The 24,528-nt window shown below is 62.1% G+C and carries 21 protein-coding genes; 11 read left to right on the forward strand and 10 right to left on the reverse strand.

The annotated features are described in order from the left end of the window. Positions 1–73: 73 nt before the first annotated feature. Positions 74–496, reverse strand: coding sequence for an NUDIX domain-containing protein (locus tag AC07UK_RS27225; protein WP_494686884.1), 423 nt, complete (start codon positions 494–496; stop codon positions 74–76). A gap of 300 nt (positions 497–796) precedes the next feature. Here AC07UK_RS27225 and AC07UK_RS27230 point away from each other — a divergent pair, with 300 nt between their 5' ends. Further along, on the forward strand, positions 797–1,351 hold the full coding sequence (locus AC07UK_RS27230; protein WP_494686885.1) for a hypothetical protein: 555 nt from the start codon (positions 797–799) through the stop codon (positions 1,349–1,351). A 246-nt stretch (positions 1,352–1,597) separates the two neighbouring features. On the opposite strand, the gene AC07UK_RS27235 is transcribed toward AC07UK_RS27230, so the two are convergent. Together AC07UK_RS27235 and AC07UK_RS27240 are read right to left on the reverse strand one after the other, a co-directional pair. Then, positions 1,598–2,239, reverse strand: coding sequence for a TetR/AcrR family transcriptional regulator (locus AC07UK_RS27235; RefSeq protein WP_494686886.1), 642 nt, complete (start codon positions 2,237–2,239; stop codon positions 1,598–1,600). Between the two features lie 255 nt (positions 2,240–2,494). Then, positions 2,495–3,694 (reverse strand): ABC transporter substrate-binding protein, encoded by a 1,200-nt coding sequence (locus AC07UK_RS27240; RefSeq protein WP_494686887.1) that lies wholly within the window; start codon positions 3,692–3,694, stop codon positions 2,495–2,497. A 232-nt stretch (positions 3,695–3,926) separates the two neighbouring features. Between AC07UK_RS27240 and AC07UK_RS27245 the strand changes: the two genes are divergently transcribed. Beyond that, a complete protein-coding gene (locus AC07UK_RS27245) occupies positions 3,927–5,546 on the forward strand; it encodes an AMP-binding protein (protein ID WP_494686888.1) in 1,620 nt (539 codons plus the stop codon). 56 nt (positions 5,547–5,602) lie between these two features. After that, positions 5,603–6,064: a MaoC/PaaZ C-terminal domain-containing protein gene (locus AC07UK_RS27250; protein ID WP_494686889.1), complete on the forward strand. Its 462-nt coding sequence runs from the start codon at positions 5,603–5,605 to the stop codon at positions 6,062–6,064. Positions 6,065–6,277: 213 nt separating this feature from the next. Here the strand turns inward: AC07UK_RS27250 and AC07UK_RS27255 are convergent, their stop codons facing one another. Then, positions 6,278–7,264 (reverse strand): LysR family transcriptional regulator, encoded by a 987-nt coding sequence (locus AC07UK_RS27255; RefSeq protein ID WP_494686890.1) that lies wholly within the window; start codon positions 7,262–7,264, stop codon positions 6,278–6,280. 95 nt (positions 7,265–7,359) lie between these two features. Between AC07UK_RS27255 and AC07UK_RS27260 the strand changes: the two genes are divergently transcribed. The 7 genes from AC07UK_RS27260 (at position 7,360) to AC07UK_RS27290 (ending at position 15,060) form a co-directional block, all read left to right on the forward strand. Next, positions 7,360–8,355 carry a Bug family tripartite tricarboxylate transporter substrate binding protein gene (locus AC07UK_RS27260; protein WP_494686891.1) on the forward strand — a complete coding sequence of 332 codons (996 nt, stop codon included), beginning with the start codon at positions 7,360–7,362 and terminating at the stop codon, positions 8,353–8,355. A 3-nt stretch (positions 8,356–8,358) separates the two neighbouring features. Next, positions 8,359–9,381 (forward strand): alpha/beta fold hydrolase, encoded by a 1,023-nt coding sequence (locus tag AC07UK_RS27265; protein ID WP_494686892.1) that lies wholly within the window; start codon positions 8,359–8,361, stop codon positions 9,379–9,381. Then, on the forward strand, positions 9,378–11,072 hold the full coding sequence (locus AC07UK_RS27270; protein ID WP_494686893.1) for a tannase/feruloyl esterase family alpha/beta hydrolase: 1,695 nt from the start codon (positions 9,378–9,380) through the stop codon (positions 11,070–11,072). Before AC07UK_RS27265 ends, AC07UK_RS27270 begins: the two co-directional genes overlap by 4 nt. A gap of 256 nt (positions 11,073–11,328) precedes the next feature. After that, positions 11,329–12,459: a porin gene (locus AC07UK_RS27275; RefSeq protein WP_494686894.1), complete on the forward strand. Its 1,131-nt coding sequence runs from the start codon at positions 11,329–11,331 to the stop codon at positions 12,457–12,459. Between the two features lie 493 nt (positions 12,460–12,952). Next, a complete protein-coding gene (locus AC07UK_RS27280; protein ID WP_494686895.1) occupies positions 12,953–13,975 on the forward strand; it encodes a lipase family protein in 1,023 nt (340 codons plus the stop codon). 285 nt (positions 13,976–14,260) lie between these two features. Further along, positions 14,261–14,917, forward strand: coding sequence for an alpha/beta fold hydrolase (locus AC07UK_RS27285; RefSeq protein ID WP_494686896.1), 657 nt, complete (start codon positions 14,261–14,263; stop codon positions 14,915–14,917). Beyond that, positions 14,908–15,060: an alpha/beta fold hydrolase gene (locus tag AC07UK_RS27290; RefSeq protein ID WP_494686897.1), complete on the forward strand. Its 153-nt coding sequence runs from the start codon at positions 14,908–14,910 to the stop codon at positions 15,058–15,060. Before AC07UK_RS27285 ends, AC07UK_RS27290 begins: the two co-directional genes overlap by 10 nt. 40 nt (positions 15,061–15,100) lie before the next feature. On the opposite strand, the gene AC07UK_RS27295 is transcribed toward AC07UK_RS27290, so the two are convergent. The 6 genes from AC07UK_RS27295 to AC07UK_RS27320 form a co-directional block, all read right to left on the reverse strand. Then, on the reverse strand, positions 15,101–15,883 hold the full coding sequence (locus AC07UK_RS27295; protein WP_494686898.1) for an enoyl-CoA hydratase/isomerase family protein: 783 nt from the start codon (positions 15,881–15,883) through the stop codon (positions 15,101–15,103). Between the two features lie 131 nt (positions 15,884–16,014). Continuing rightward, positions 16,015–17,199 carry an acetyl-CoA C-acyltransferase family protein gene (locus AC07UK_RS27300; RefSeq protein ID WP_494686932.1) on the reverse strand — a complete coding sequence of 395 codons (1,185 nt, stop codon included), beginning with the start codon at positions 17,197–17,199 and terminating at the stop codon, positions 16,015–16,017. A gap of 55 nt (positions 17,200–17,254) precedes the next feature. Then, complete coding sequence (locus tag AC07UK_RS27305; protein WP_494686899.1) at positions 17,255–18,859, reverse strand: AMP-binding protein; 1,605 nt, start codon at positions 18,857–18,859, stop codon at positions 17,255–17,257. An 88-nt stretch (positions 18,860–18,947) separates the two neighbouring features. Continuing rightward, positions 18,948–20,528, reverse strand: coding sequence for a class I adenylate-forming enzyme family protein (locus AC07UK_RS27310; RefSeq protein WP_494686900.1), 1,581 nt, complete (start codon positions 20,526–20,528; stop codon positions 18,948–18,950). A gap of 110 nt (positions 20,529–20,638) precedes the next feature. Continuing rightward, entirely contained in the window at positions 20,639–21,514 is an 876-nt protein-coding gene (locus AC07UK_RS27315; RefSeq protein ID WP_494686901.1) for an SDR family oxidoreductase, read from the reverse strand. Between the two features lie 35 nt (positions 21,515–21,549). Continuing rightward, positions 21,550–22,737, reverse strand: coding sequence for an acyl-CoA dehydrogenase family protein (locus tag AC07UK_RS27320; RefSeq protein ID WP_494686902.1), 1,188 nt, complete (start codon positions 22,735–22,737; stop codon positions 21,550–21,552). Between the two features lie 333 nt (positions 22,738–23,070). On the opposite strand from AC07UK_RS27320, the gene AC07UK_RS27325 reads away from it, so the two are divergent. Beyond that, the gene (locus AC07UK_RS27325; protein WP_494686903.1) at positions 23,071–24,525 is read left to right on the forward strand and encodes an acetyl-CoA carboxylase biotin carboxylase subunit; all 1,455 of its coding nucleotides are present in this window, start codon (positions 23,071–23,073) and stop codon (positions 24,523–24,525) included. Positions 24,526–24,528: the final 3 nt, after the last annotated feature.

Consider the following 24,528-nt stretch of genomic DNA (forward strand, 5'->3'; position numbering starts at 1 on the left):
GCTCGGTCAGATTCATTTTTCCCATGCACCTGATCTAACCATGAATGGGGTGCTTTTTCAATGACGCATTGGACTAGCTTAAGATACCGACAGTCCTCTCCGCCCACTCAAGAATCGATTCGAACCTGGCAGGCAGGAGTTTCTTGGCCTCGGCAAAGGTTACCCATCGAAATTCATGGTGCTCAGGCCGACCGAGTTCCGCGCTAATCGGCAAACTCACGTCGCCGCTTGACGACAAGGCAAGATAGAAGCGCGCGATCTTGCCGCGACCATAGGGTTCAGTTTCCCGATAGCCTTCACCCCAATGAAGCTCGAGACCAGATAACCCCGTCTCCTCTCTGGTCTCACGCAGTGCCGTCTGTAGTGGGCCTTCCTCGAGCTCCGGCAAGCCTTTGGGAAGACCCCAGTTCCGATACGCGCGCAGGACTAAGCAGTGCCACTCGGTGGTGACGCGACGTACGACCACCAAACCAGCCGAACGCATATGGGGCGTCATCAAATCCTCCTCCTCATACATACATCGCTTGGGACAAATGAGCCTATCCACTCGGCCGGACAACGAATCGGCCTGGGTAGTGTCACAGTTGGGCGGCGCCATCTTGGCCTTTTCTCAAGGAGGGTGTCTCCATACATCGTTAAACACATCCCTGCATGATAGGGATATTTCTACGAAATTTTCATTTCATCCTTACGGGAGGCCTACCATTGGTCAACGGAAGATACTCATTCGCATTGAATGCTTGACTTGTTTTCTGGGAAATTATCTCAAGTTATAAATTAAGAATGATAAAAATGATTGGGGATTTCAGAATTGGCGCTCGCCTTGGAGCGGGCTTTGCATTTCTATTGCTGCTGCTCTGCTGCTCTGCTGCTCTGCTGCTCTGCTGCTCTGCTGCTCTGCTGCTCTGCTGCTCTGCTGCTCTGCTTGCTCTGCTGCGTCGGTGCCACGGGTGTGTACCGATCGTCGCGAATTTACGCGAGGACTGAAGAAATTGCTGATAGCTGGTTGGCGAGGGTCCGGGTGCTGGGCGATATTCGTGCATCGGCCAATGGCGTGCGCCGCGCGACGCTTCGCTCCGTACTGGAGCCGGAGCCGGCAGGGAAGAAGCGCCAGCATACCAGACGCGACAATACCGGCCAATTACGTCAGCACGGTAGCGTACCAACCCTGCGTCGAAGCGGAACACCAGTGCTGGCTTCAGGCGTCTTGAATATTGCCTTCACCGGATCGGCGTCTTGCGCGCCACAGGACAGTTCCGGCGTCGTACCGTTGGGAAGCGTGGCGTTTAGCAGCGCCGATCGCTGGCAAGTCTGTCGAGAGGCCGGACGAATTCAATCGTCAGGTGCTTGAGTTCATCGGTCGAAGGGCTCGCTGTTGACCCCGGCTTGCGGCAATCCTTGCCTGCGCTGTACGCGGTCTACAGAGGCGTTCCGCCTGCTGTTGCTGGCCGTCTGTGCGGAGCGGCGCGGCATCTGTGGCACCGATGGTCTCGGGGCCGGGGTATCACCGGCATTCTTTCGACCGTGCGAACCATTCCGTAGCGAGCCAGGATTCTTCTCCCGGTGTCAGGGACGCGGGCGGTCAGGAAACGTCCTGCTATTTCTTGAGAACTTTGTCGAGTCGGTCGGCCACCCCTTCCAAGCGCTGGATCTGTCGGTCCAGCGCGTTCCCGACGTCCTCGCGGCGAATTCCGGAACTCACGAAGGACATCACCTGGTCTGCGACCTGTTCCGCATCCAGCGGCGAACGCCCGGCAACAAAGCTCCAAGTATGGTGCTCGATCCCGCCGAAGATCATATCGCGCACAAAGCCTAGCGGAAGGTCGGCGCGGAACGTGCCGTCATCGATGCCCTGCTGCACAACGTCGACGATCAGGCCGGTGTAGTGCTTGTTCAGGTCATACAGGTTCGACCCTGGGTAGTCTGCCTCCGAGCGGATCTCGCGGAACATCAGACGAGTGAGGGCAGGGTTGTCGACTATCGCTTGCAAGTGGCGCCAGATGAGGAAGCGCAGGCGGCCGTGCACACCGACCACCCCAGCTAGGTTTCGCTCGTAATCAGTAACCAGCTCCTGGTACCAGGATTCGATGACCTTGAGCAGCAGCTCGCGCTTGGTCTCAAAGTACTTGTAGATTGTGCCTTCGACGATGCCAATGCGGGCAGCGATCTCGGAGACGGCCGTGTTCTCGTAGCCGCGTTCGGCGAAGACCTGGCGCGCCACAGCCAGGATATTATCCACGCGCTCTTCGCGCCCGAGCCGGACTCCCGTTCGTCTTGCTGTCGAGCTCAATGCTGCATTCCTTTCAGTGTACGCCTCATGGGTTGAGGCGCGATCGAGCCCGTGGCCCGCAAACCGCTCCAGCTGCCGCAGAGGCAAATTCGTCGGTACTCATGGCGCCATTCTACCCTGAGGGCCGAGGTGTGGCAGCACGGCCACCTGCGCCGGCGCAGGCGGCCATCAGTTGTATTTTCGTTCGTCCGAATCGAGCAGCGGCTATTTCCACAAAGGGCAGCGACTCTCCATCTTGGTCGTATAGAGGGACTCTCCAGTCAATGATTTAACTAGCTTGGCATAGTCCCATGGCTCCTTGGATTCGGTGGGGGATTTGACCTGCATGAGATACATGTCGTGGACGAATCGACCATCGGGGCGGATCTGCCCCCGGGCATAGAAGTCATCGATGACGGTATTCTTGAGTTGGAACATGACCTTGTCCGCATTGGTTGTTCCCGCCGCTTCTACTGCCTTGAGGTAGGCCATGGTTGCCGAATAGTCCGCTGCCTGCAAGTCCGTTGGCATGCGCCGGGTCTTGGCGAAGAAGCGCCTGCCGAACGCGCGCGAGCGCTCGTTCAGATTCCAATCCCAACTGGTGGTGAACAAGAGGCCTTCGGTCGTCTTCAGCCCCAGGCTATGGATGTCGCTGAGGAAGATGAGCAGGGCAGCCAGCTTCATCGATTTGGTAATGCCGAACTCCTTGGCGGACTTGATGGCGTTGTGCGCATCCCCGCCGGCTGTGGCGAGTCCGAGGATCTGTGCCTGGGAACTCCGCGCTTGCACGAGGTAGGAGGAAAAGTCCGGAGCGTTGAGTGGATGCCTGGCGGAGCCGACCACGGATCCTCCCCGCTCCTTCACCACCTTGGCCGTGTCGGCCTCGAGTGAATGCCCGAAGACATAGTCCACCGTGAGAAAGAACCAGCGATTCCCACCGCCTTCCACGATTGCGCTACCGGTGCCCCGCGCAAGTGCCACCGTGTCGAAAGCATAGTGCACGGTGTATGGGCTGCACTGCTCATTCGTTAGCAATGGCGTTCCTGCTCCGATGTTGATGTATACCCGCCGCTTTTCTTGCGCAATCCGTGCCATCGCGAGCCCCGCCCCTGAGTTCGATCCGCCCAGCAAGACGGCCAAGCCGCCAGTATCCATCCACTCGCGAGCCTTGGACGAGGCGATGTCAGCCTTGTTCTGGTGATCCGCGGCAATCAGCTCGATAGGCCGTCCGAGTACCTTGCCGCCAAAGTCGTCGATGGCCATCTGGATAGCCGTGGCCCCGTTCTTGCCGTCGATGTCCGCGAAGACGCTGGACATGTCGGTCAGGAATCCGATCTTGACCTTGTCGGTCTGCGCGTAGGCGCTGTGCGAAAACGCAGCGGTGAGGCTGCTCAGTAGTACGAGCTTGTGGACCAGTGATCGCATGAAGTTCTTCCTCGACAACAAAGGTACGCCGGACCGCATCGATGGGAGGCGCCGGACCGCAGGGGCGACGTGTGGTGCTATCTAGTGAGGTGAACTCACTAGTGATTTCATTCGGCATAGTATTAGATCTAAGCTTGTATTTTGTCCTCATAGGTATTACCCTTAGTTGTGCGTGGTGACAGATTTGGTGTGATCGTGAGTAAAACTCATTTGAGTGCCGCAAGGAGATTGCGTGATCTCAATCGACGAGACCTCGACTATTGGCGAGACCTTCCTGCGTGCTGCGGAGGCGTATGCCGACCATGCATTTCTCGCGGTGCCGGCCAACCCGGCGCGGCACTATGCAGCACAGGGTAGCGAGATGTGCTATGCCGAGGCGGAGCGGGCGGTGCGGCGTCTCACGGCGTGCTACCAGCGCGCCGGCTATGGTTTGGGGCATCGTGTCGCCTTGATGCTCGAGAATCGCCTGGAACACTTGCTGCACAAGCTGGCCATGAACGCCTTGGGAATCTGCTGCGTTCCCTTGAACCCGGACCATCGGCCGCGCGAGCTCGCATATGTTGTCGATCATGCCAAGGTGGATCTCGTGCTCTTCGTCGATCGGGTGGAGGCCCTCGTGCGAGGTGGCCTTGCGCTGGCCAGCCATCGGCCCGCGGCTCTGAGGCTTGAGCGCTTTGTCGAGGAGCTGGAAGCGCCGCTCCGCCGGGCTGATTCGATACGGCCGGATGCCCATACGCCCGCCAGCGTGCTCTATACGTCGGGGACAACTGGCCGACCCAAGGGTTGCGTGCTGTCGCACGGGTACGAGCTTGCCGTTGGCGCCTGGTACGCGTCGAGCGGCGGCTTGACGGCGCTAGCAGAAAGTGCGGAGCGATTCTTCAATCCGTTGCCGCTGTTCCACGTGAACGCCTCCGTGCTGTCCTTCTTCTGCGCCATGTTGACGGGGAACTGCCAAGTCCAAACCGATCGATTCCAGACCGCGCGCTGGTGGACCGAGGTTCGCGAGTCACGCGCAACGGTCATCCACTACCTTGGCGTAATGGTGCCGATGCTGATGAGTGCGCCAATGCATCCGGGAGAGCGGGATCATCAGGTGCGCTTTGCCATCGGCGCCGGCGTCGATCCTCAGCGCCATGCGATGTTCGAGCAGCGCTTCGGCTTCCCGCTGATCGAGATTTGGGGCATGACCGAGATGGTCCGGGCAATCATCGACAACGAAGCGCCGCGCCAGGTTGGCACGCGCGCATTCGGCCGGGTGCGGCCGGGCATCGAGGCAAGGGTGGTCGATGGCGCAGAGTCGGACGTACCCGATGGTGTCCCCGGGGAGTTGCTGGTCCGGCATTCGGCCGCACAGCCGCGCTGCGGCTTCTTTAGCGGCTACCTGGACGATGACGCGGCGACCGCGCAGGCGTGGCGCGGCGATTGGTTCCACACCGGCGACATCGTGACGCGGGACGCGGACGGGCTCCTTCACTTCGTCGAGCGCCGCAAGAACATTATCCGTCGTTCAGGGGAGAACATTGCCGCGGCGGAAGTCGAGGCACTGCTGCAAAGTCATCCCCTTGTCGAAGAAGTGGCCGTGGTGTCCGTACCGGACGAAATGCGCGAGGAAGAAGTGCTGGCCTGCGTGGTGCTGCGCCAGGGTGTCGCGGGCGCTGCCGTCGCACGTGAGCTGTTCGACTTTTGCCATGGCAGCTTGGCCTACTACAAGGCTCCAGGTTGGATCGGGTTTGCCGACGCGATTCCGAAGACGGCAACGCAGAAAGTTCAGAAGCATCAGATTTTCCCGGAAGGAGTGGATCCACGAACGATGCCTGGAATCATCGATCTTCGCGGTTTGAAGCGACGTTAAGTTTCCTAGAACTTGCCATCGCGGGTGTGACGGTGGCAGAACGAGAGAGCGAGAAGATGGGTTGGTACTTTGAAGAGTTTGCGCTAGGGCGCGAAGTTGTCACAGTGCGGCGAACGCTTACCGAATCCGACGTCGCTACATTCTCGGGCCTGAGTGGAGACTTCAATCCGCTTCACACCGATGAGATCTTCGCCACGGAGGCCGGTTTTGGTGGGCGCATCGCGCACGGTCCGATGGTGCTGGGCATGGCCCTGGGCCTGGGCGCGCGGGCGGGCCTGTTCGATGGGACTGTGCTGGGGATGCTGGGCGTCGAGTGGACCTTTCTCGCGGCCGTCAGGCCGGGCGATACGCTGGGGGCTACGATTGCCGTGATGGATGCCCGCGAGAGCCGTAAGCCAGATCGCGGCATCGTCGGGCTTCGTTTTGAGATCCACAACCAACACCAGGTACTGGTGCAGCGCGGTTACACCAAGATCCTGTTCAAGCGCAAGCCTGCGACGCAACCGACGCAGGCATGATCGAACGGCATCGCATCTGCGCCGTCGACTCTTGCCGGACCTCCGAGCAAGCCAGCGAGAGCTGCTGCTCCGGCAGGCCGTCCGGGGGGAGCGAGCCGCTGGCGCACCATGCTTGCCTCCGCCAACAAGCCGTCCGCTTGATGGACTAGCCGAAGGCATCGGGCATTGCCCCCGGGCCGGCCAATGCGCTCGTCATCTCGCTGCATTCAAGCTTCACTTACCGTGCCGTTGTGGGTGGCGCCTGCTGATGCCGTCGGGAGCGGCAAGCGCCTCTGGCTGGAACATTCCTATCAGGAAAGCTGATAGCGTCATCGCGGCCTCGGTCCCGACTGCACGCACCATAACGCCGAGCGGTTCAAGCGGCATTGCCGGGCCCACCTCGACTTCACAAAGCGTTCCCTCTCCGAGCAGATCAATTACATGGCTGACCGGCAGGACGGTCAACAGCTCGCGCTGCAATAGCAGGGAGCGCATCAAGTTGGCGGAGCGGCTCAGCAGCGGATGGGTGGCCGGCGCCTTGGGAAACCGGTTGGCCAGTTCGTCGAAGCATACGCGTGCCAGCGATCCAGCAGGGGGGAGCAGCCAGGTCTGCCTGGAGAGCGTGCTAACAGTCACTCGTCGCATGGCCGCCATTGGATGCGTCGACGCACACAAGACAGCAAAGCGGTCTGGCATCAGTGCATGGAACTGCCAGGCTTCTGGCACAACCGCACGCTTACGGCAGGCGACCAGATCGACCTCACCTCGAGACATTGCAAGAAGCTGGTCATCACCCTCGGCCTCCACCAACTGAGTTTGGACGTTGGGATGGTGGTCAGCAAAGATCGGTAGTGCACGCAGCAGCATCCCATTGATGGCAGCGGAAGAGGCCATCAGACGCACACTGCCTTGGCTGTGCTGGCTGCGCGCGGCCACCAGTTCCGCACCCTGCGTCAGCCGCAACAACATATTGTGCGCGACAGGCAGGAGGTCAGCGCAGACCGCCGTAGGACGTACGCCGCGCGCGTGGCGTTCAAACAGCTCAATCTCCAGCATTTTTTCCAAATAGGCCAGCGTCTGCGTCACGGAGGACTGCGTCATACCGATGCTGTCCGCGGTGCGTTGCACGCTTCCAAGTTCGGCCAGCTTGACCAGTACCTGGAGGTGGCGAAACTTGCCGCGTGCGAGCAGGCGAGCTAATAGGGCAGAGGCCGAGTGCATGGTATCGGGAAGTCTTATATGTACCGTGAGGAATTAATTGGGCTCAGCGCCCGTTTCGCGGCATCATGCCTGCAAACAAACAAGGAGACAAGACAATGGTCCCGCAACTCGACGCGGTCTGCGAGCGTCGGCGCAGGCTACTTATTGCCGCGACCGGCCTGTGGGCTGTACAGCCCTCGCTGTTTGCGCAATCCGCTGTGTATCCGGTGCGTCCGATCCAGTTCCTGGTAGCGGCGCCGCCCGGTGGTCCTTCAGACGGATTCGCGCGTATGTTTGCCGACGAGATGCGGCAACTACTGGGCCAGCCGATGATCATCGACAATCGCGCGGGCGCGGGGGGAGCGATTGCGGCACAGGCAGTAGCACGTGCCGCAGGCGATGGTTATACCTTGATGCTGTCCTGGATCGGCAACGCGACAAACCAGACGCTCGTGCCCAAGCAGGGCTTTGACATCAATCGCGATTTTGTTCACATCACCGAATTGCTGGCCGGCTTCAATGTGTTGGTAGCACGAACGGGCCTAGGCGTTCGAGACCTGAAGGATCTCCTCTCCAAGGCGCGCGCCAAGCCGGGCAGCCTGAGCATCGCGAGTGCCGGCAACGGATCCTCGGGGCACTTGGCGTTGGAATTCTTGAGGCAGCGCGCTGGAATCTCGGTGCTGCATGTGCCGTATCGCGGTGGCTCGCCCGCGCTCAATGACCTGCTGGCCGGGCAAGTGGACGCCATGTTCATCAACCAGGATGCTGCTATCCCGTATGCGCGGACAGGGCACCTGATACCTCTGGCAATCACCAGCGCCGCACGCATTCCAGCCTTTCCTGATCTGCCGACGGTAGCGGAATCTGGGTTTCCCGGATTCGAGGCCACGGCATGGGCCGGACTATCGGCGCCGCGCGGCACCCCAGATGTCGTCGTCATGCGGCTTTATGACGCGGCAATGAAGGCCTTGCGCGGACCCTTACGCGCCAAGCAGGAGGCGCTCGGTGCGCAGGTCGTCGGCTCGACACCGGCGCAGTACACCACATTCGTGCGCAGTGAAACCGAGAAATGGGCCAAAGTCATCCAGACCGCCGGCATCCACATCGATTGAGATATGAATCAGACAAGTTCGATTGGCGCGTTCGCGCTGGAGTCAGGGCAAGTATTGCCCGACGTTGAGATTGCCTACGTTACTCACGGGACGCTCGCGCCGGATGGGCGCAACGCTATCCTCGTGACGCATGGCTTTACCAGCGGTCCGTCCATGCTGTCCGCGGGACACCATACGGCAGAGGGATCGTGGGCGCCGTTGCTGGGGCCGGGGCGACCTCTGGATACGGATCGCTTTTTCATCGTTTGCTCCAACATGCTCGGCTCGGCGTTCGGTACCACGGGCCCCCGCAGTATCAACTCGGCTACTGGTCTGCAGTGGGGGCCGGACTTTCCTGCCATCACCGTGCGGGACATCGTCGGCGTGCAGTACCGGTTGCTGCAGCAGCTCGGCGTGCAAGGACTCCGTGCGGTGGTCGGTCCCTCGTATGGCGGCTGGCAGGCGCTGCAGTGGGCGCTGGACTACCCCGATATGGTGGAGAGCATCGGCGTGGTGATGTCCGGTTTGATGCATCCCGCGGGTCTGAGCGCAGCATCGACCCGGGCTCGATTTGCTGATAGCCCGGAGTGGCGCGACGGTCGGTACTACATGCACGGTGGCATGCCTCAGACCCTGTTCGAAATACGGATGGAGACCTTGCGCTCATATGGCATGGAGCGCTTGTACGGCGACCGCATGCCGGATCCCGAGCAGCGCCTGGAGGCGCTCGAGCGGCAGAGCCGCGAGTGGGCCGCGCGTTTTGACGCAAACAGTATGGTCGCGCTGGCGGGGGCGGCGGAAAACTTCGACGTGAGAGAGCGCGTGGGCGAGATTCGCGCGCGGTTGCTTTTCGCCATATGCACCACGGATTCGATCTTTCCTCCTGACGCGGAGACATCCCGCTTGCTCGAGAACGCACGCGGCCCGACCCGTTACCTCGAACTGGAAAGCCCCTATGGCCATATGGCTTCCGGGGTGGAATGGCGCCGCCTCGAGCCGGCGCTGCAATGGCTGATCTCTGGCACGGGTATGGAGGCCCGGACATGACTCGCTTACTGACGATTTCGAGACTGGGTGCGGGTTGCCTTGTGGCGGTGGCAACACTGACCGGCTGTGCGGGGACGACTACAGCCCAGTCTGTTGCCGTGAACCCGCTGAGCTGTGCAGACCTGGCCGGCAAAACGATTGCGCCTTCTTCAATTGGGCTGCCTACTGGTGGCGCAACAGTGACGGGCGCAACCGCCGTAGGCGCGTCCGGTAGCGGCGCGGATGCGGTGGGCGCATTCTGCCGGGTGACCGCCAGTATCGCACCGGTCGATCCAGCTGCGCCGCCCGTCCGCATGGAGGTGAATCTGCCGGAAGCGTGGAATGGCAAGGCGCTGATGTACGGCGGCGGCGGCCTCAATGGCAGCATTTTGAGCACTGCAGGGAAGATTCGCCTGCAGCCGCCTGACATGCCGATACCGCTGGCGCGTGGCTATGCTACCTTCGGCAGCGATTCGGGGCACAGCAGCAACTCCGCGGACGGCAGCTTCGCGGCCAATGATGAGGCATTGCGCAACTATGCGTGGGAGGCCTTGAAGAAGACGCGCGACGTGGCCGGGGTCCTGATTCACTTACGCTACGGCCGGGCACCGGATAAGGTCTACTTCCACGGCAGCTCAAACGGCGGGAAGGAGGCGCTGGCCATGGTCCAGAAGTACCCGGCGGACCTGGACGGTGCAATGATCTTCTGGCCTGCGATCAACCTGGGCACGCTGCAATTACAGTTCGCACGCATTGCCCGCGCGCTTGAGGCGCCTGGCGGCGACATCGACATGGCAAAGCGGCGGCTCGTGCTGGCCGCGGCAGTACAGGCCTGCGACCGGCTTGACGGTGTCGCGGATGGTCTGATCAGCAATTCCCGACGCTGTCAGGAGGTGTTCGACCCCGCCACGGCCCGATACAGAGACCGTCCCCTGCGTTGCGCCAGCGGCGGGGACGAAGGGGAGGCCTGCCTTTCCGACGCGCAGATACACACGCTGAAAACCATGGCGACTCCATTTGTCTCGCCGCGTCCCTTGGCCAGCGGGGAAACGCAGTTTCCAGGCTTCAATGTCTGGGGCAGCGACCTGGGCATCGGCATTGGCGATAGCGTCTCGCGCACCGCGACGCAGAACGGCTTCGGAACCCTACCGGCCGCGCTGCCGACAAAGCCAGGCATGCCGTTCATCCACGTCATAGCGGACCAGTATCTCAAGTACTTTGTCACGCGTGATGCGGATGCGACGTGGGTCCACGTCGATCCTGCGTCGCCCGGTGCCTGGGGGGACAGGCTGTCTCGGCTGACTGCCATGCTGGACATGAACCAGGCCGATCTGAGCGCCTTCTATCGGCACGGTGGCAAGATTCTGCTGATACATGGCCTTTCCGACCAGGCCGTGCCGCCGCAGTCCTCTGAGCAGTACTACGACCGCGTCGTGGGCGTCATGGGTGAGGAAACGGTCCGACGATTCCTCCGCTTCTATGAGATTGCCGGTGTTTCCCACAGTGGCATCGGCACCGCCTTCACGCCGGCCTGGGATGCATTGGGCGCTCTCGACGACTGGGCCACGAAGGGCCAGCCGCCCCATTCCCCTGTGGTGGCCGACACGTACGCCCGACCGGGCCGCACGCGTCCGCTATGCGAGTACCCGAGCTATGTGCGCTATGCCGGGGGCGACGCCGACCAGGCTTCCAGCTTCACCTGCTCACGCTGACGAGAGGCGCGCGGCGGCTATGACCAGCGGCTAGCACAGCTGCGCAGCGGGCGGTGCGGGATGGGTGCCGCGGGTGCGCACCCGAGCGCCGCCTGCCGCGGCAGGTTTCCCCTTCTTTCCCTTTTCAATCAATACCTTGCGGGCACGCGGTCCGCGGAGGGAGGCCCCCTTTTGCATTGATCCAGCCATATCCGACCACAGCTGAAAACGAGGGCGGCTTGAGCCGCCAGACAGGAAAAGACAGGAGACTCTAAAGATGAAGGCAACACCCACTACGATCGTCGCCGCGGCAATGTGTGCTTGTGCGGGAGCGGCACAAGCTCAGTCGAGCGTGACGCTCTACGGCGTGATTGATGTCCCGATCGAGTACGTCAGCAATGCACCCACATCAAGCGGGGGCTCTGCTGCAGTGGTACGAATGGCCAGCGGTGGCGGGTTGTCCGGGTCACGCTGGGGGCTGCGCGGAGTGGAAGACCTCGGAGGCGGTAGCAAAGCGCTGTTTGTGCTGGAAAACGGATTCGGCGCTGACACGGGAGGTCTGCAGAACGGGGGGCGTCTGTTCGGGCGTACGGCGTATGTTGGCTTGAGCAATGCCAGCTACGGCAGGCTGACGTTGGGGCGACAGTACACCACACTGTACGACGCGCTGAGCAATTTCGCTCCGATCCGATACGCCACCCTGTGGGAGCCGGGCAACCTGCAGATCGGGTTGAATGGCCGTTCCGATAATACCGCCAAGTACGCACTCGAGGTCGGAGGCGTCAAGGCGATGGCACATTGGTCGTTCGGCAATAGCGCGCTTGGCAATGGCGAGGTCCCAGGGCAGTTTCGTCGTGACACCGGGTTCGGCGCTGGTGTGGCCTACTTTGCCGGGCGGTTCGGCATCGGTGTTGGCTACGACCAGTTCAGTCCGTCGTTGAATGGTGACGGCGGCGCCACCGGCACTGTTCGTAAGGCCGCGGTCGCCGCCAGTTACGCGATCGACGAGAAGTTGAAGCTGATGGCAGGCTACCGCTGGGGGCAAGCGCAGGCGCGGGCCGGCTTGGCGTCCGCCGTCACCCAGAACCGTGACGACTATTACTGGTTCGGCGTGAACTACCAGGCCACGAGTGCACTGGAGCTTACGCTGGGCTACACCTATGACAACGTGAAGAGCATGGCCACCAGTTCGACGACGGTCACCAACCCGGCCAATCCGTGGCAGATCCAATTGCTGGCGGACTACAGTCTGTCTAAGCGCACGGATGTGTACCTGACGGCGGCATACGCGAAGAATGCCGGACTAGGCCTGGACACTGCGGTTACTGCATTTGCGGCCGGGCATCAGCTCGCCCCGGGCAAAGACAACATGGTTGGTGTGGCCGCAGGCATTCGCCACAAGTTCTAATTCTTGAAGGCGTTCTCCTCCTGGCTGCCACCGCGTCGCCAGGATTTATACCCCGGCCGCTTTGCCGGGGCTTTCTTCAGAAGCTGAGCCGGATGTACGTTCGCACGCAATTTCCATGAAATGGCCTGCAATCGTGCATGTATCAGGAAATGCACGGTGCTGACGCCCCAGGACATAGGCGCGCTTGGAGAGCCGAAAGGCGAGCGGGCTGCAAGGACATCCGTGATCGTGTTGCGACTTGGCTCCGCATGAACGTATTGGTAGCGCAAGATTCCCGACTCAAGGAGGAGCCTCAATGCCCTTATCCTTTCCAAAGTACGCGAACACTCTTTGCTGCATTCTGAGCGCCACTAGCCTTGCAACTGGCGCGTTGGCCTCTGGCACATCTTCACTGCCCACTGGCGCCGACGTTGGCGACCAGGGTATCTCTCCGTTCTATCGCTGGTCCAATGCCTTGCCACATTCCCCTGGTGAGCTATTGCGAAAGGAGGCCTTGCCTGCAGCACTCACGCCATTGCATGCCGGCTCCGCTGTTCGGATCCTCTACACGTCGGAGGATTTTCGATGGAAGAGTGGAATTGTTCCCGTCAGCGGAGCGCTATACGTCCCCCGCGGCGACGTGGACAAAGGAGGGTGGCCGCTGATCGTCATGGCTCATGGCACGGTGGGCATGGCCGACTCCTGCGCTCCATCGTGGGCAGGTCCCAACGCGAGCAACAAAAACTACATCGATCGCTGGCTAGCCGCTGGTTACGCCGTTGTGGCAACCGACTATCAGGGGCTGGGTGGACCTGGCCCGGAGCCGTATCTCAACTGGCAGGCCGAAGCGCGCTCTGTACTCGATTCCGCACGTGCCGCGCTGCAGGCAAACCGCCGCATTGCCAACAGGATGGCCATTACCGGTCAATCGCAGGGATCGGGGGCGTCGTTGGGTGCGGCGAGGTTGGCCGATACCTATGCTCCGGAACTGAAGATCACGGCGGCTGTCGCGACGGCATCCGTGAACTACATGCCAGATCCTGGCACGGCTTCTGAAACGGTGATGCCGGGAGCCGGAGCGCCGCACTACGTCATATATCGGATGCTGGGCGGTGGCTTGCCGCCGGGAAGATCCCTGGATGAGCTCCTGAGCGCAAAGGGCAAGCTACTGCTGAAGTCGATTCAGACCGAGTGCTCACCCCGTGACGCTGCCGAGCGCGAAGGCGTTACCTTGCAGAACGCGTTCACGGTCCCGCCGGAGCAGATCAACCTGATGCTGGGCTCGGCGGGATATGGTGAACCGTTCAAGGTAGGCTTTCCCATCATGATCGGGAGTGGTTTGGCGGACGAGCTTATCCCGGTCCCACGGCAGCTAACGGCCGTCAAGGCACTCTGCGAGGCAGGAAACACGGTCGCGTGGAAGGCTTTCTCGAATGCACGACATGGCGAGACATTGACGCGCTCCTTCGACGAGGCCGCAACATTCGTACGTTCGGCTATGACGGACTCGCACGTCGAGGCGGTATGCAAGCCCTAGCCAGAGCCGTCACCTACGCAGGCGGCTCTGGACTTCTCCCCTAGCGGCAGGCATTTCTCGTCCATGAAATATACGTGGGAGCAAGTCCAGGAGCGCGTAGCGACTGGCACCAGAATCCAAATAAGAAGCAGAAGCACCTCGCAGAACGTGTATCGCCTGAACTCGAAGCATGGCTCTGAGAACGACGATGCCGCAGCCATATGGCCAATGGGGGCGGTCCGATACCGGACGCCGGGCGGACCTGGTGCATCACTTCCAACTCAAGGCCAACGGATAGAGGACCCTATGCCTTTCGCCAACTCCCTGGGGCGTGGCATCTACTACGGACGCTGCCGCCGGGGGCCGGCCATCCTGTTCTGCCATGGTGCCGGGTCAAATGCCGCGACTTGGTGGCAGCAATTGCCCGTCTTCAGTGCGCACTACACCCGCCTGACCATGGACATCCGGTGTTTCGGTCGATCCTGGGCGCCGCTGGAGGAGTTCTCGCTCGAGAACTTCGTGCATGACCTGGTCAGCCTGCTCGACCAGGAAGACATCGACCGGGTCACGCTGGTCGGGCAGTCGCTGGGAGGCATGATAGGGCTGAAGATGGCGCTCAATCATCCGCAGCGCGTGGCAGCATTCGTCGCCTGCGATTCTCCGCTCGGGATTCGCCACCCGGTGGTGCTCGACATTCTGGCCGAGCGGCAGCTCAGTCAACAGGCCACCGCGATCGAACAGCGTGGCCTGGGCCGATGGTTCCTGGCGTCGCACCCGGACAAGGTCGCACTCTATGCCCAGATCAACCATTTCAATCCCAGTGCTTACGCGATATCGCCAGAGCCATGGGGCGCGACGCTCAGCGCGTTGATGGCGTCCGACCGGTTGATGCCAATGGGGGCGTTGCGCCTGCTGGCATGTCCGACGCTGGTGCTGGTGGGGAGGATCCCATCGTGCCGATGACAGTGGCCCGGGAGATGGCGGAATTGATGCCGGCCGCTGAACTCGCCGTGGTGCAGGATGCGGGGCATTCGACGTACTTCGAGAAGCCGGTCGAGTTCAATCGCTTAGTGCTCGAGTTCATCGGGAGGAAGGCATGTTACTGACCATAGACTGAGCTGCCGCGGTGTGCAATCAGCGGCATGGTCATTCGCGCCGCTTGCCGTCGGGAGAGGGAGAGCAAAAGGCGCGTACGCTCTCACGGAACGCCTCCGTGCGAGAGCAAGAAAGAAAGGACTGTCGCTCTCGTTCCAATTGCGCTGCGAGGTTGGTCTGGCGATCATGAAGAAACAGCGCCTTCGCCGCTCTCGATGGCAGGCTCGATAGCCGCTTCGACAATTGGTGCACAGCGGACTCCGCCTCGGCATCATCTACGACCTGAAAGACGAGCCCCAAGCGTTCTGCCTCGTCCATTTCGATGCTGTCTGCAAGCAAGAAGAGCTGCAACGCGCGTTGCGGGCCCAACCGCTCGCGCAATACGTAGCTGAGGCCCATGTCAGATGTAGTTGCCAGCTTCGGATAGGCGAACACTAAGCGTGCCGACCGGACCGCTACCACGATGTCGCAGGCAAGCGCCAGCGACATGCCACCTCCCGCCGCGACGCCGCGCAATAGCCCGATGACCGGCACCGGCAGGGCAGCGAGCTGCAAGATTTCCCGATGGGCGGGCTGGATCAGTGCGTCGACGTGCTCGGGGAGACGATCGACCTGCTCGGCCATTTCCTTGACGTTGGCACCGGCGCAGAAGATCGGGCCCTCGGCGCGCAGTACCACACAGCTTAGGTCGGTCTCGCCGTGCAGGAACTGCACATGCCGACGTAGGGTGGCGAGCCACTCATCGTCGATCACATTCTGCTGTTCGGGGCGGCAAAGTGTGAGCGTCGCGATTCCATCCTTGTACTCCAGTCGTATCGGAGGTGGAAGGTTCATCGTATGCCTCGTTGTGAGTCAACCAAGGGAGGAAAGTCATGCCCGCATGGCATTCAGGCGATAAGATACGGGTATGCTGTTCACCGAGCGGGCGGGTGGAAGGCCGGTCGCGCTGGAAGCGTGTGCAGAACCTAGACTCGCTCGAACACCGCTGCGATCCCTTGTCCGCCGCCGATGCACATCGTCACCAGAGCGTACTTGCCGCCGGTGCGATGCAGTTCGTAGATAGCCTTGACGCTGTTGATCGCTCCGGTTGCGCCGACCGGATGCCCGAGGGATATGCCGGAGCCGTTGGGGTTGACCTTGGCTGGATCGAGATCCAGTTCTCGGGACACAGCACAGGCTTGGGCTGCGAACGCCTCATTGGATTCGACGACATCCAACTCTGAGGCACGCAGGCCGGCGCGCTGCAACACCAGGCGGGTGGCCGGGATCGGCCCGATTCCCATGTATGCGGGCTCGACGCCCGCGTGTGCGTAGGCAACCAGGCGTGCGAGCGGCCGGAGTGCGTGGGCTCTCACCTGCTCTGCGCCGGCCATTACCAGGGCGGCCGCGCCGTCATTGATGCCAGATGCATTGCCCGCGGTCACTGTGCCGTCCTTTTTGAAGGCTGGCCGCATGCCGGCGAGCGCCTCCGGTGTGACATCCGCGCGGACGTGTTCATCGACCGCGAACAGGCTCGTACCTTGGCGCGTCTGACGTGCGACTGGGACAATCTGATCGCGAAAACGTCCTTCGGCTATAGCCTTGGCCGCCCGCCGTTGGCTTTCGAAGGCGAGCGCATCTTGCATCTCACGGGTGATGCCGTAGCGCGCGGCGACGTTCTCCGCGGTGATGCCCATATGGATCTTCTGCCACGGGTCATGCAGGATGCCGTGCATGTAGTCGATCGCTGACACGTCGCCCATGCGCGCTCCCCATCGCATCGCGGGTACGATATAAGGGCCCCGACTCATGGATTCGGCACCGCCCGCAATCGCAATGCCGGTGTCGAGCAGCGCGATAGCCTGCGCAGCGGAAATAATCGCCTGCAAGCCTGATCCACATAGCCGGTTGACGTTGAAAGCCGGGCTTTCCTGCGGGATCCCTGCATCGATCGCGGCAACCCGGGCAAGATAAGCATCCTTGGGGACGGTGGGAATGACATTGCCCATCACGACGTGCCCTATCTCCGGCGCCAGCAGCCCGGAGCGCTCGAGCGCGGCCTGGACCACGGTCGCGCCGAGCTTCGTCAACGGGACGTCCTTGAGCGACCCGCCATAGGTGCCAATCGCCGTGCGGGCGGCACCGATAATATAGATTTCATGATTCGTCATCATCGACCTCCACGGCATTGGTTTGCCGTTTCATGGAATGTGTAGGTGGCGCCAATCAATCGATGTTGTCGGTGGCGCTTGAGAAATAGCTGTCGAAGTTTTTGCGCAGTTCAGTCTTTTGGATCTTCCCCGTCGCGGTTTTGGGCAACTGCGCGACGGGGATGATGGCCTTCGGGCACTTGAACGGGCTGATGACCTTGCGCAGGCGGGCAAGGAGGTCGGCCGCGTCGACGTTGACACCCGGCCGGGCGACGACCACCGCGGTAACGGCTTCGGTCCAGCGCTGGTGCGGGAGCCCGATGACAGCCACCTCGGTGAGGTCGGGTCCGACTTCATAGAGCGCTTTCTCAACCTCTAGCGAGGAGATGTTCTCGCCGCCGCTCTTGATGACATCCTTGTGGCGATCGTGGAACCATAGGACGCCATCGTCATCAAAATGGCCGATGTCGCCGGAGTGAAACCAGCCGAACCGGAACGCTTCCTGCGTGGCCTTCTCGTTATCCAGATAGCCAGTGAGGGCCTGAGGGCTACGATAGACGATCTCGCCCGTGCTCCCTGGTGGCAGATGATTGCCCTCGTCATCTATGATCGCCACCTGGACATTGATGGCTGGCGTCCCCACGGCGCCCGGGTGGGAGAGTTGGTGTTCCGGGCGAAAGAACGTGGCGACCGGGCTCATTTCGGTCTGCCCGAACATCAGCGAGAACTCGCACCCCAACGTGTCGAGCGCCGCGCGTAGCTCATGCTCGGGCATGACCGCCATCGCATAGACCGCAAGCCGCAGGCTTTCGATGCGGCGTGGCTTGGCCCGCTGCGCGTCGACCAGCGAGCGATACATCATGGGCAAGGCGAAAAGGACGCTGAGCGACTCCTGTTCGATGGCGTCGAGCAATGCGGTAGCCTCGAAGCCTTTCATGACATAGACAGTTGCGCCGACTGCAATCGCCGGTGTGCAAATCGCGTTCAGTTGCGCTGTATGGAACATCGGCATGCAAGCGGCCACCCGGTCGCGGTCCGTCATCCGGGTGTCGATGGCCGTGCCCAGCGACTCAAGATAAATTGCCAGGTGGTTCCCTACGACCCCCTTCGGTGCCGACGTCGTGCCGCTCGTATACAGATAGGACAGGGGAGCGCGATCGTCGATGAAGCAGGCGGGTTCCCGCTCGGAATGGTTCTCGTGAAGGGACGCGAACGCGCGGGTTTGCTGGCCGGTAGCAGAGGAGGGCAGCCCGGTGGTATCGCCGAGCACGAACACGTCGCATCGCGTTGTGCCGCCGTGCGTGCCTCCCAGAAACTGGTCGAGCCGGTCACGCGCGACAATCGCGCCACGCACGGATGCGTGCTCCAGAACATAGGCGATCTCCTTGTCGCGCCAGAACAGATTGATTGGAACGCAGACGGCACCGAGCTTTGCGCAAGCAAAGTAGGCGACCAGGAACTCGGCGCAGTTTTCCGCCATCAGCGCGATCGTATCGCCCTGGCCATAGCCGCTGGAGGCGAGGCCGTTTGCCACGCGATTCGACCACGCGTTGAATTCGCGATAGCTGAAGCGGCGCGTGCCGTCAATGATCGCGGCTTTGTCCGGGAAGCGCGCCGCGCTGCGCGTCAGCAGATCGCCGACATTGACGCGTTGGATCAGATTGGTCTCGATAGTTCTCATTATGTTCTCGCGGATCGTTCAATGCGTTCGCTTGGCTTTGCTTGGTTCTGGAAGGGATGCCGGTACATTGCCCTGGTGAGGCCGACACTCAGCGTATCCGCTGGTCCGCCGTCAGCGGCAGATCGCTCAATGCTTTGCGGATGATCTTGCCCGTGAGGCTTCTGGGAACGTCATCCTGGAGGAGGAACTGGATGTAGCGGGGGCACTTGTAGGCGGAAAGGCGCGGCCGGCACCACTCGTCGATCTCTATGGGAGTGATGGTGCACTCTGACCGCGGCACTATCGTCGCCTTGATGGCCTCGCCCCATTGCGCGTCTGGCACCCCGAACACACAGACTTCCTCCACCTCGGGATGCTGGGCAATGACGGATTCGACTTCGGCCGGGTACACATTCTCGCCCCCGGTCTTGATTAAGTAGCGCTTGCGATCGACAAAGCTCAGCATGCCGTCCGCATCTCGCACCAGGACATCGCCTGTGTGCAGCCAGCCGCCGTGGAACACCTCGGCGTTGGCGCGTTCATCCTCGAAGTAGCCAGACATAAGGCTCGGCCCGCGGACGACGCATTCGCCTGGCGTGCCGACGGGCTGTTCGTTCATGTCGTCATCGACGATCCGGATTTCTATCAACGGTGCGGGGGTCTTCCGCAAGCTCGGCAGTTCGCCCGGAGCCGAGCGGCCATGTGCGACCAGATAACTGGTCTCGCTTTGGCCGAAGGCGTCATAGAAGTCAATGTCAAAGGTCTCCGTCAAACGGGACACCAGTTGGGGCATCATGTTCGCGTAGCCGATGGCAAATCTCAGGCTCGCTAGATCGTGTCCGGTGCGGCTCGGGTCGTCCATGAAATGGCTGATCACACCGGGCAGCAGCAATGTCCAGCTCAGCCTATCGCGCTCAATCAACCGAAACATGGTCGGTATGTCTGCACGCCGCAGCGTCGCGTAAGTGCCGCCGGTCATGAGCGTGGCGTAGAGCGACTCGTTGCCTGCGCAATGGAACAGCGGCAGCCATCCCACGAAGCCGTCGCGCTCGCCCAGGCCGAACCATTGTGCCAGGCGCAGGCCGCGCACGGCAGCAGCCTGCTGGCTTATCATCGCGGCTTTTGGCCGTCCGGTTGTGCCGCTGGTGAAGAGGACATTGTGGATATCTGCAGCTTCGGCGACCAGCGGAGGTTCCGTCTCGGGGCTCCCGCGCAGCAGCGCGTCGTAATCGTCGTAGCCGGCCATCGGGTCGAATGACAGCCAGTTGCGGACGCTTTGTGTCTGTGCGCGGACCCGGTCGGCCAATTCGGTGCAAGATCCAGAGACTAGCAAGGCGGATGGTCGACATTTGTCGATGCATGCCGATAGCTCGACGGGATGGAGCCGGGCGTTCAGCGCCACCACGGTGATCCCGAGTGCCGACAGGGCGACGTAGGCCTCGATATATTCCGGGCGAGGCTCCGAGAGTACCGCGATTCTGTCTCCCCGGATGTGGCCGAGGGACTGCAGGCCATTTGCCAGGCGCCAGGCGCGCGCGCCCAACTCGCCGTAGGTCAGCTGGCCGTCCTCCCACGTCAACGCGACACGCTCCCGGAAGATCCGAAATGCGCGCCGGAACATGCCGTCGATCGTGACGCCGGACGCCACGAACGCAGGGGAGCAAGGTACAGCGGTTACGTCCGCCATCATGTTTCGGTCCTCCTTGACGCGAGGTAGTTCAGCTCCGGGGAAACGTGCCGCGCTCAGCCCGACACGATACAACTTGTGTCGGGCTGGCGGGCGCTGGCGCTCAGCCGCTCTCATTCTGAGGCGTGATCCCGGAAGTAGTCCGGTCGCCCCGCGGTCCAGAGCTCGCCCCACTGCCGGTATCCGCCATCGGCATGCAGTACTTCGCCGGTGATGAACGAGGCGGAAGGGCTCGCCAGGAAGATGCAGGCCTCCGAGATTTCGGTTGCCGTACCCGGGCGCTTCATCGGGTTAGCCTTCGGGAATTCCTTGCGGGCTTCAGGAGGGTAGACCTCCAGGCCGCTGGTCGCCGTAAGGCCGGGCGAGAGGCAGTTGATACGGATATTCAGCGGTGCCCACTCGACCGCAACCGTGTTCATTAGGCCGATGACGCCCGCGCGCGCAGCGACGGTGTGCGCGACGCCCGGCATGCCTCGCTCGGTGGGGGCAACAATATTGATGATTGTCCCGGCCCGCTTGGCCTCGCGCCAGCGCCGGGCCGCCTCCTGCATCATGTACCAAGTGCCGTTCAAGTTGTTGTTGATGACCGCGTTCCAGCCTTTGACCGAGAAGTCGATGGCTGGTTTGGGAAACTGGCCGCCGGCATTGTTGACCAGCACATCCACGGGGCCGAATGCGGACTCGATACCGTCAAACAGTCGCGCAATCTCATCGGGCTCGCGAATGTCGGTCTGCTGTGTAAAGAAGCGAGCCTGGTGCCGTGTGGCGAAGCGCTCTGCCAGCGCGAGCTTCTCCGCGTTACGGCCACAGATCGCTACGTTTGCCGACAGCTTGGCGAAAAGGAGGGCAATTGCCAGTCCGATACCGCTACCACCCCCCGTGACCAGTACTGTCTGCCCCCGGAATAGGTCGTCCCGGAAGGCCGTGGGGGCGTCCCAGATCTGTTGCGCAAAGTTGCTGAATTCGTCAGCGGATGCTTCCATCTGCATGGTTTGTGTCTGCCGTGTCGTGCTGTGGTCTGCGATCAGCGCAGCAACTCGCCGCTGATGATGAGCTTGCGCACTTCCGTCGTTCCGGCCCCAATCTCCAACAGCTTGGTGGCGCGGTACAGCCGATTGATTTCCGATTCCCAGATGTAGCCGGTGCCGCCATGCACCTGGACCGCCGCATCGAGCACGCTGTTCATGGAGTTGGCCGCATGCATGACGGAGGCGGCCGTCAGCTTGTGGATCTCGCCGCGTCCCCCGCCGTCGGCCTCGAGCAGGTTGGCGGCCCGCAGAGTTTGGTAGGTGAAGACGCGCATCGATTCCACGCTGACGTACATCTGCGCCAGCTTGTCTTGGATCATCTGGAAGCTGCCGATCGGCTTGCCGAACTGCTGCCGGGTCTTCGCATACTCCACCGACAGTTCCAGGGCGCGCTCCGCGATGCCGAGGCACAGGGGGGAAATCATCGAGCGTTCCAAGTCCAGTCCGCTCATCACGACCTTGACGCCCTGGTTCTCTTCGCCCACGAGGTTGGCGGAGGGGACCTTGCATTCGTCGAACACTAGCTCACCGGTCTGGCTGCCGCGGAAGCCCATCTTCTTGAGCTTCTGCGCCACGCGGAAGCCGGGCATGCCTTTCTCGGCGATGAAGGCGGAAATGCCATGTGCGCCCTTCTCGCGATCGGTCTTGGCATAGACGAGCAGCACATCGGCGACTGGCCCGTTCGTGATGTAGATCTTGGTCCCATTGAGGATGTAGTGATTCCCCTCGCGGCGCGCGGTCGTGCGCATGGAGCCGAGCGCATCGGAGCCAGCCCCGGGTTCAGTCAGGCCAAGGGCGCCGATCAGCGAGCCATCGGAGAGCCCGGGCAGAAACCTTTGCTTCTGCTCATCGTTCGCATTGCGCAGGATGTTGTGCAGGCAGAGGTTCTCATGCGCGACCCAGCTCAACGCGAGCGCGTGGTTCCAGCGGGAGAATGCCTGTGCCACCAGCCCGCTGGTGAACAGGTCGAGCCCGGAGCCGCCGAGTTCGGCGGGTACGGTGATGCCGAAGTAGCCCTTGGCGCCCATCGACTTGAACGCGTCCTGAGGCCACCACTCTTCATCGTCCATGCGTGCGGCGAGCGGATACAGCTCGGCGCGGGCGAAGCGGTCGGCTTGGTCCAGAACCTCCTGCTCCAGGTCCGAAAGCCCTGAAAAGGCCCGTGCGACGGATGGTGTGCTCATCAGCTTCCTGTCTCCTGTTGTCGTCGAAGTGTCGATGCGCCGGGGTGCCGGATATCCCGTGAAGACCCTCGTGATCGATGGTAATGAGTGCAACTCACTACGAAGCATATATGTCGCACATTGTCTTTGCAATAAAAGATGTATTTCGGGTATTCCCTAGGCGAGTTAGACTCACTAAGTGATTGTTCATGGGCTATAGTGAGTCAAACTCACCAACTGCAGGCGCGCAATATGGGAAACACAGATGCTCAGAAATCAACGACCGGTCACCTGGGTCGGCGCGTGAGGACGACCGCGCCGCCTGCCGTTGCCGACTGGCCGTTTCAGTCGGTCTTGGTCGCCAACCGTGGCGAGATCGCGGTGCGGATCCTCCGCAGCGTCCAGGCACTCGGGCTCAAGGGGATCGTGGTCTTCCACCGTGCCGACCGCCACTCACCCGCGGTGGCGATGGCGGATGCGGCAGTCGAGATCACGGGGAAGACACCGGTGGCTGCCTACCTGGACGGTGCTCAGATCCTGGAGGCCGCGCAGGGCTGTGGCGCCGGCGCCATCCACCCCGGCTACGGCTTCCTGTCTGAGAACGCCGGGTTTGCGCAGGCCGTGCAGGACGCGGGCCTGATCTTCGTGGGGCCCACGCCGGACCAGATCGACCTGATGGGGGACAAGGTAAGGGCTCGTGCCTTTGTCGAGGCCGCCGGATTCCCTGTGGCGCCCAGCGCTATCGAGGACGAGGATCCCGCAAGCTTTGTGGCGCGAGCCAGGGCGGTGGGTGCGCCGTTGCTGATCAAGCCGGCCGCTGGGGGCGGCGGCAAAGGGATGCGTATCGTGCGGCAACTCGACTCCCTGGAGTCCGAGATCGCCCAGGCGCGGCGGGAGGCCAAGCGCTATTTCGGCGACGACCGACTATATGTCGAGCGGTATGTGGAGAACCCGCGCCATATCGAGGTCCAGGTGCTGGGCGACTCTTATGGCAGCGTGGTTCACCTCTTTGAGCGGGAATGCTCGGTGCAGCGGCGCTTCCAGAAGATTGTGGAGGAATCCCCGTCCCCGGCGCTGGATCCGACCACGCGCAGCCGGATCTGCGAGGTGGCCGCAGGCATCGCCCGCCAGGTGGAGTACCGCAATGCCGGTACCGTCGAGTTCATCTACGGCGCGGGCGAGTTCTATTTTCTGGAGATGAATACCCGCCTGCAGGTCGAGCATCCCGTGACGGAGGAGATCACAGGCATCGATCTCGTCCGCGAACAGCTACGCATTGCAGCGGGTGAGGCGCTCGGTTACGGCCAGGCCGACTTGAAGGCCAGTGGGCACGCCATCGAATGCCGGATCTACGCGGAAGATGCCGGGCGCGGCTTCACGCCGACGACGGGGCCGGTTCTGCGGATGCAGCCCCCCGCAGGTGACAGCGTGCGCCTCGACAGCGGCATCGCCGAAGGGCAGGAAGTCACCGCGGCGTTCGATCCGATGCTGGCGAAGCTCATCGTGTACGGCGCCGATCGCGCCGAAGCCCTGGCACGTGCCGCGGAAGCCCTGCGGACCTTCGTGCTGCTTGGCTGCAAGACGAATGTCGGCTTCCTGTCGCGGCTGGTCGGGCACCCTGCTTTCCAGGCGGGCGATGTGCACACCGGGTTCCTGGACGCGAACCCGCAGATCGCGCAGGAGCCCGTCATGGCCGGCGAGACGCTGGACAAGGTCCTGGCCGCGGCCAGCATTGCCATCCCTCCCATGCGCGACGCGGCGGATGCCGTGCCCGCGCTGCATGCGGCCATGGGCGCTTGGCGGAACTAGGAG

The sequence above is a fragment of the Cupriavidus sp. GW821-FHT07C08 genome (genome assembly GCF_059419025.1).

Excerpts from the sequence above, each read along its gene's own strand:
- AC07UK_RS27225 (WP_494686884.1), bottom strand. The coding sequence starts at position 496 with ATGACGCCCCATATGCGTTCGGCTGGTTTGGTGGTCGTACGTCGCGTC.
- AC07UK_RS27240 (WP_494686887.1), bottom strand. The coding sequence starts at position 3,694 with ATGCGATCACTGGTCCACAAGCTCGTACTACTGAGCAGCCTCACCGCT.
- AC07UK_RS27250 (WP_494686889.1), top strand. The coding sequence starts at position 5,603 with ATGGGTTGGTACTTTGAAGAGTTTGCGCTAGGGCGCGAAGTTGTCACA.
- AC07UK_RS27255 (WP_494686890.1), bottom strand. The coding sequence starts at position 7,264 with ATGCACTCGGCCTCTGCCCTATTAGCTCGCCTGCTCGCACGCGGCAAG.
- AC07UK_RS27260 (WP_494686891.1), top strand. The coding sequence starts at position 7,360 with ATGGTCCCGCAACTCGACGCGGTCTGCGAGCGTCGGCGCAGGCTACTT.
- AC07UK_RS27265 (WP_494686892.1), top strand. The coding sequence starts at position 8,359 with ATGAATCAGACAAGTTCGATTGGCGCGTTCGCGCTGGAGTCAGGGCAA.
- AC07UK_RS27270 (WP_494686893.1), top strand. The coding sequence starts at position 9,378 with ATGACTCGCTTACTGACGATTTCGAGACTGGGTGCGGGTTGCCTTGTG.
- AC07UK_RS27275 (WP_494686894.1), top strand. The coding sequence starts at position 11,329 with ATGAAGGCAACACCCACTACGATCGTCGCCGCGGCAATGTGTGCTTGT.
- AC07UK_RS27285 (WP_494686896.1), top strand. The coding sequence starts at position 14,261 with ATGCCTTTCGCCAACTCCCTGGGGCGTGGCATCTACTACGGACGCTGC.
- AC07UK_RS27295 (WP_494686898.1), bottom strand. The coding sequence starts at position 15,883 with ATGAACCTTCCACCTCCGATACGACTGGAGTACAAGGATGGAATCGCG.
- AC07UK_RS27300 (WP_494686932.1), bottom strand. The coding sequence starts at position 17,199 with ATGACGAATCATGAAATCTATATTATCGGTGCCGCCCGCACGGCGATT.
- AC07UK_RS27305 (WP_494686899.1), bottom strand. The coding sequence starts at position 18,859 with ATGAGAACTATCGAGACCAATCTGATCCAACGCGTCAATGTCGGCGAT.
- AC07UK_RS27310 (WP_494686900.1), bottom strand. The coding sequence starts at position 20,528 with ATGATGGCGGACGTAACCGCTGTACCTTGCTCCCCTGCGTTCGTGGCG.
- AC07UK_RS27315 (WP_494686901.1), bottom strand. The coding sequence starts at position 21,514 with ATGCAGATGGAAGCATCCGCTGACGAATTCAGCAACTTTGCGCAACAG.
- AC07UK_RS27320 (WP_494686902.1), bottom strand. The coding sequence starts at position 22,737 with ATGAGCACACCATCCGTCGCACGGGCCTTTTCAGGGCTTTCGGACCTG.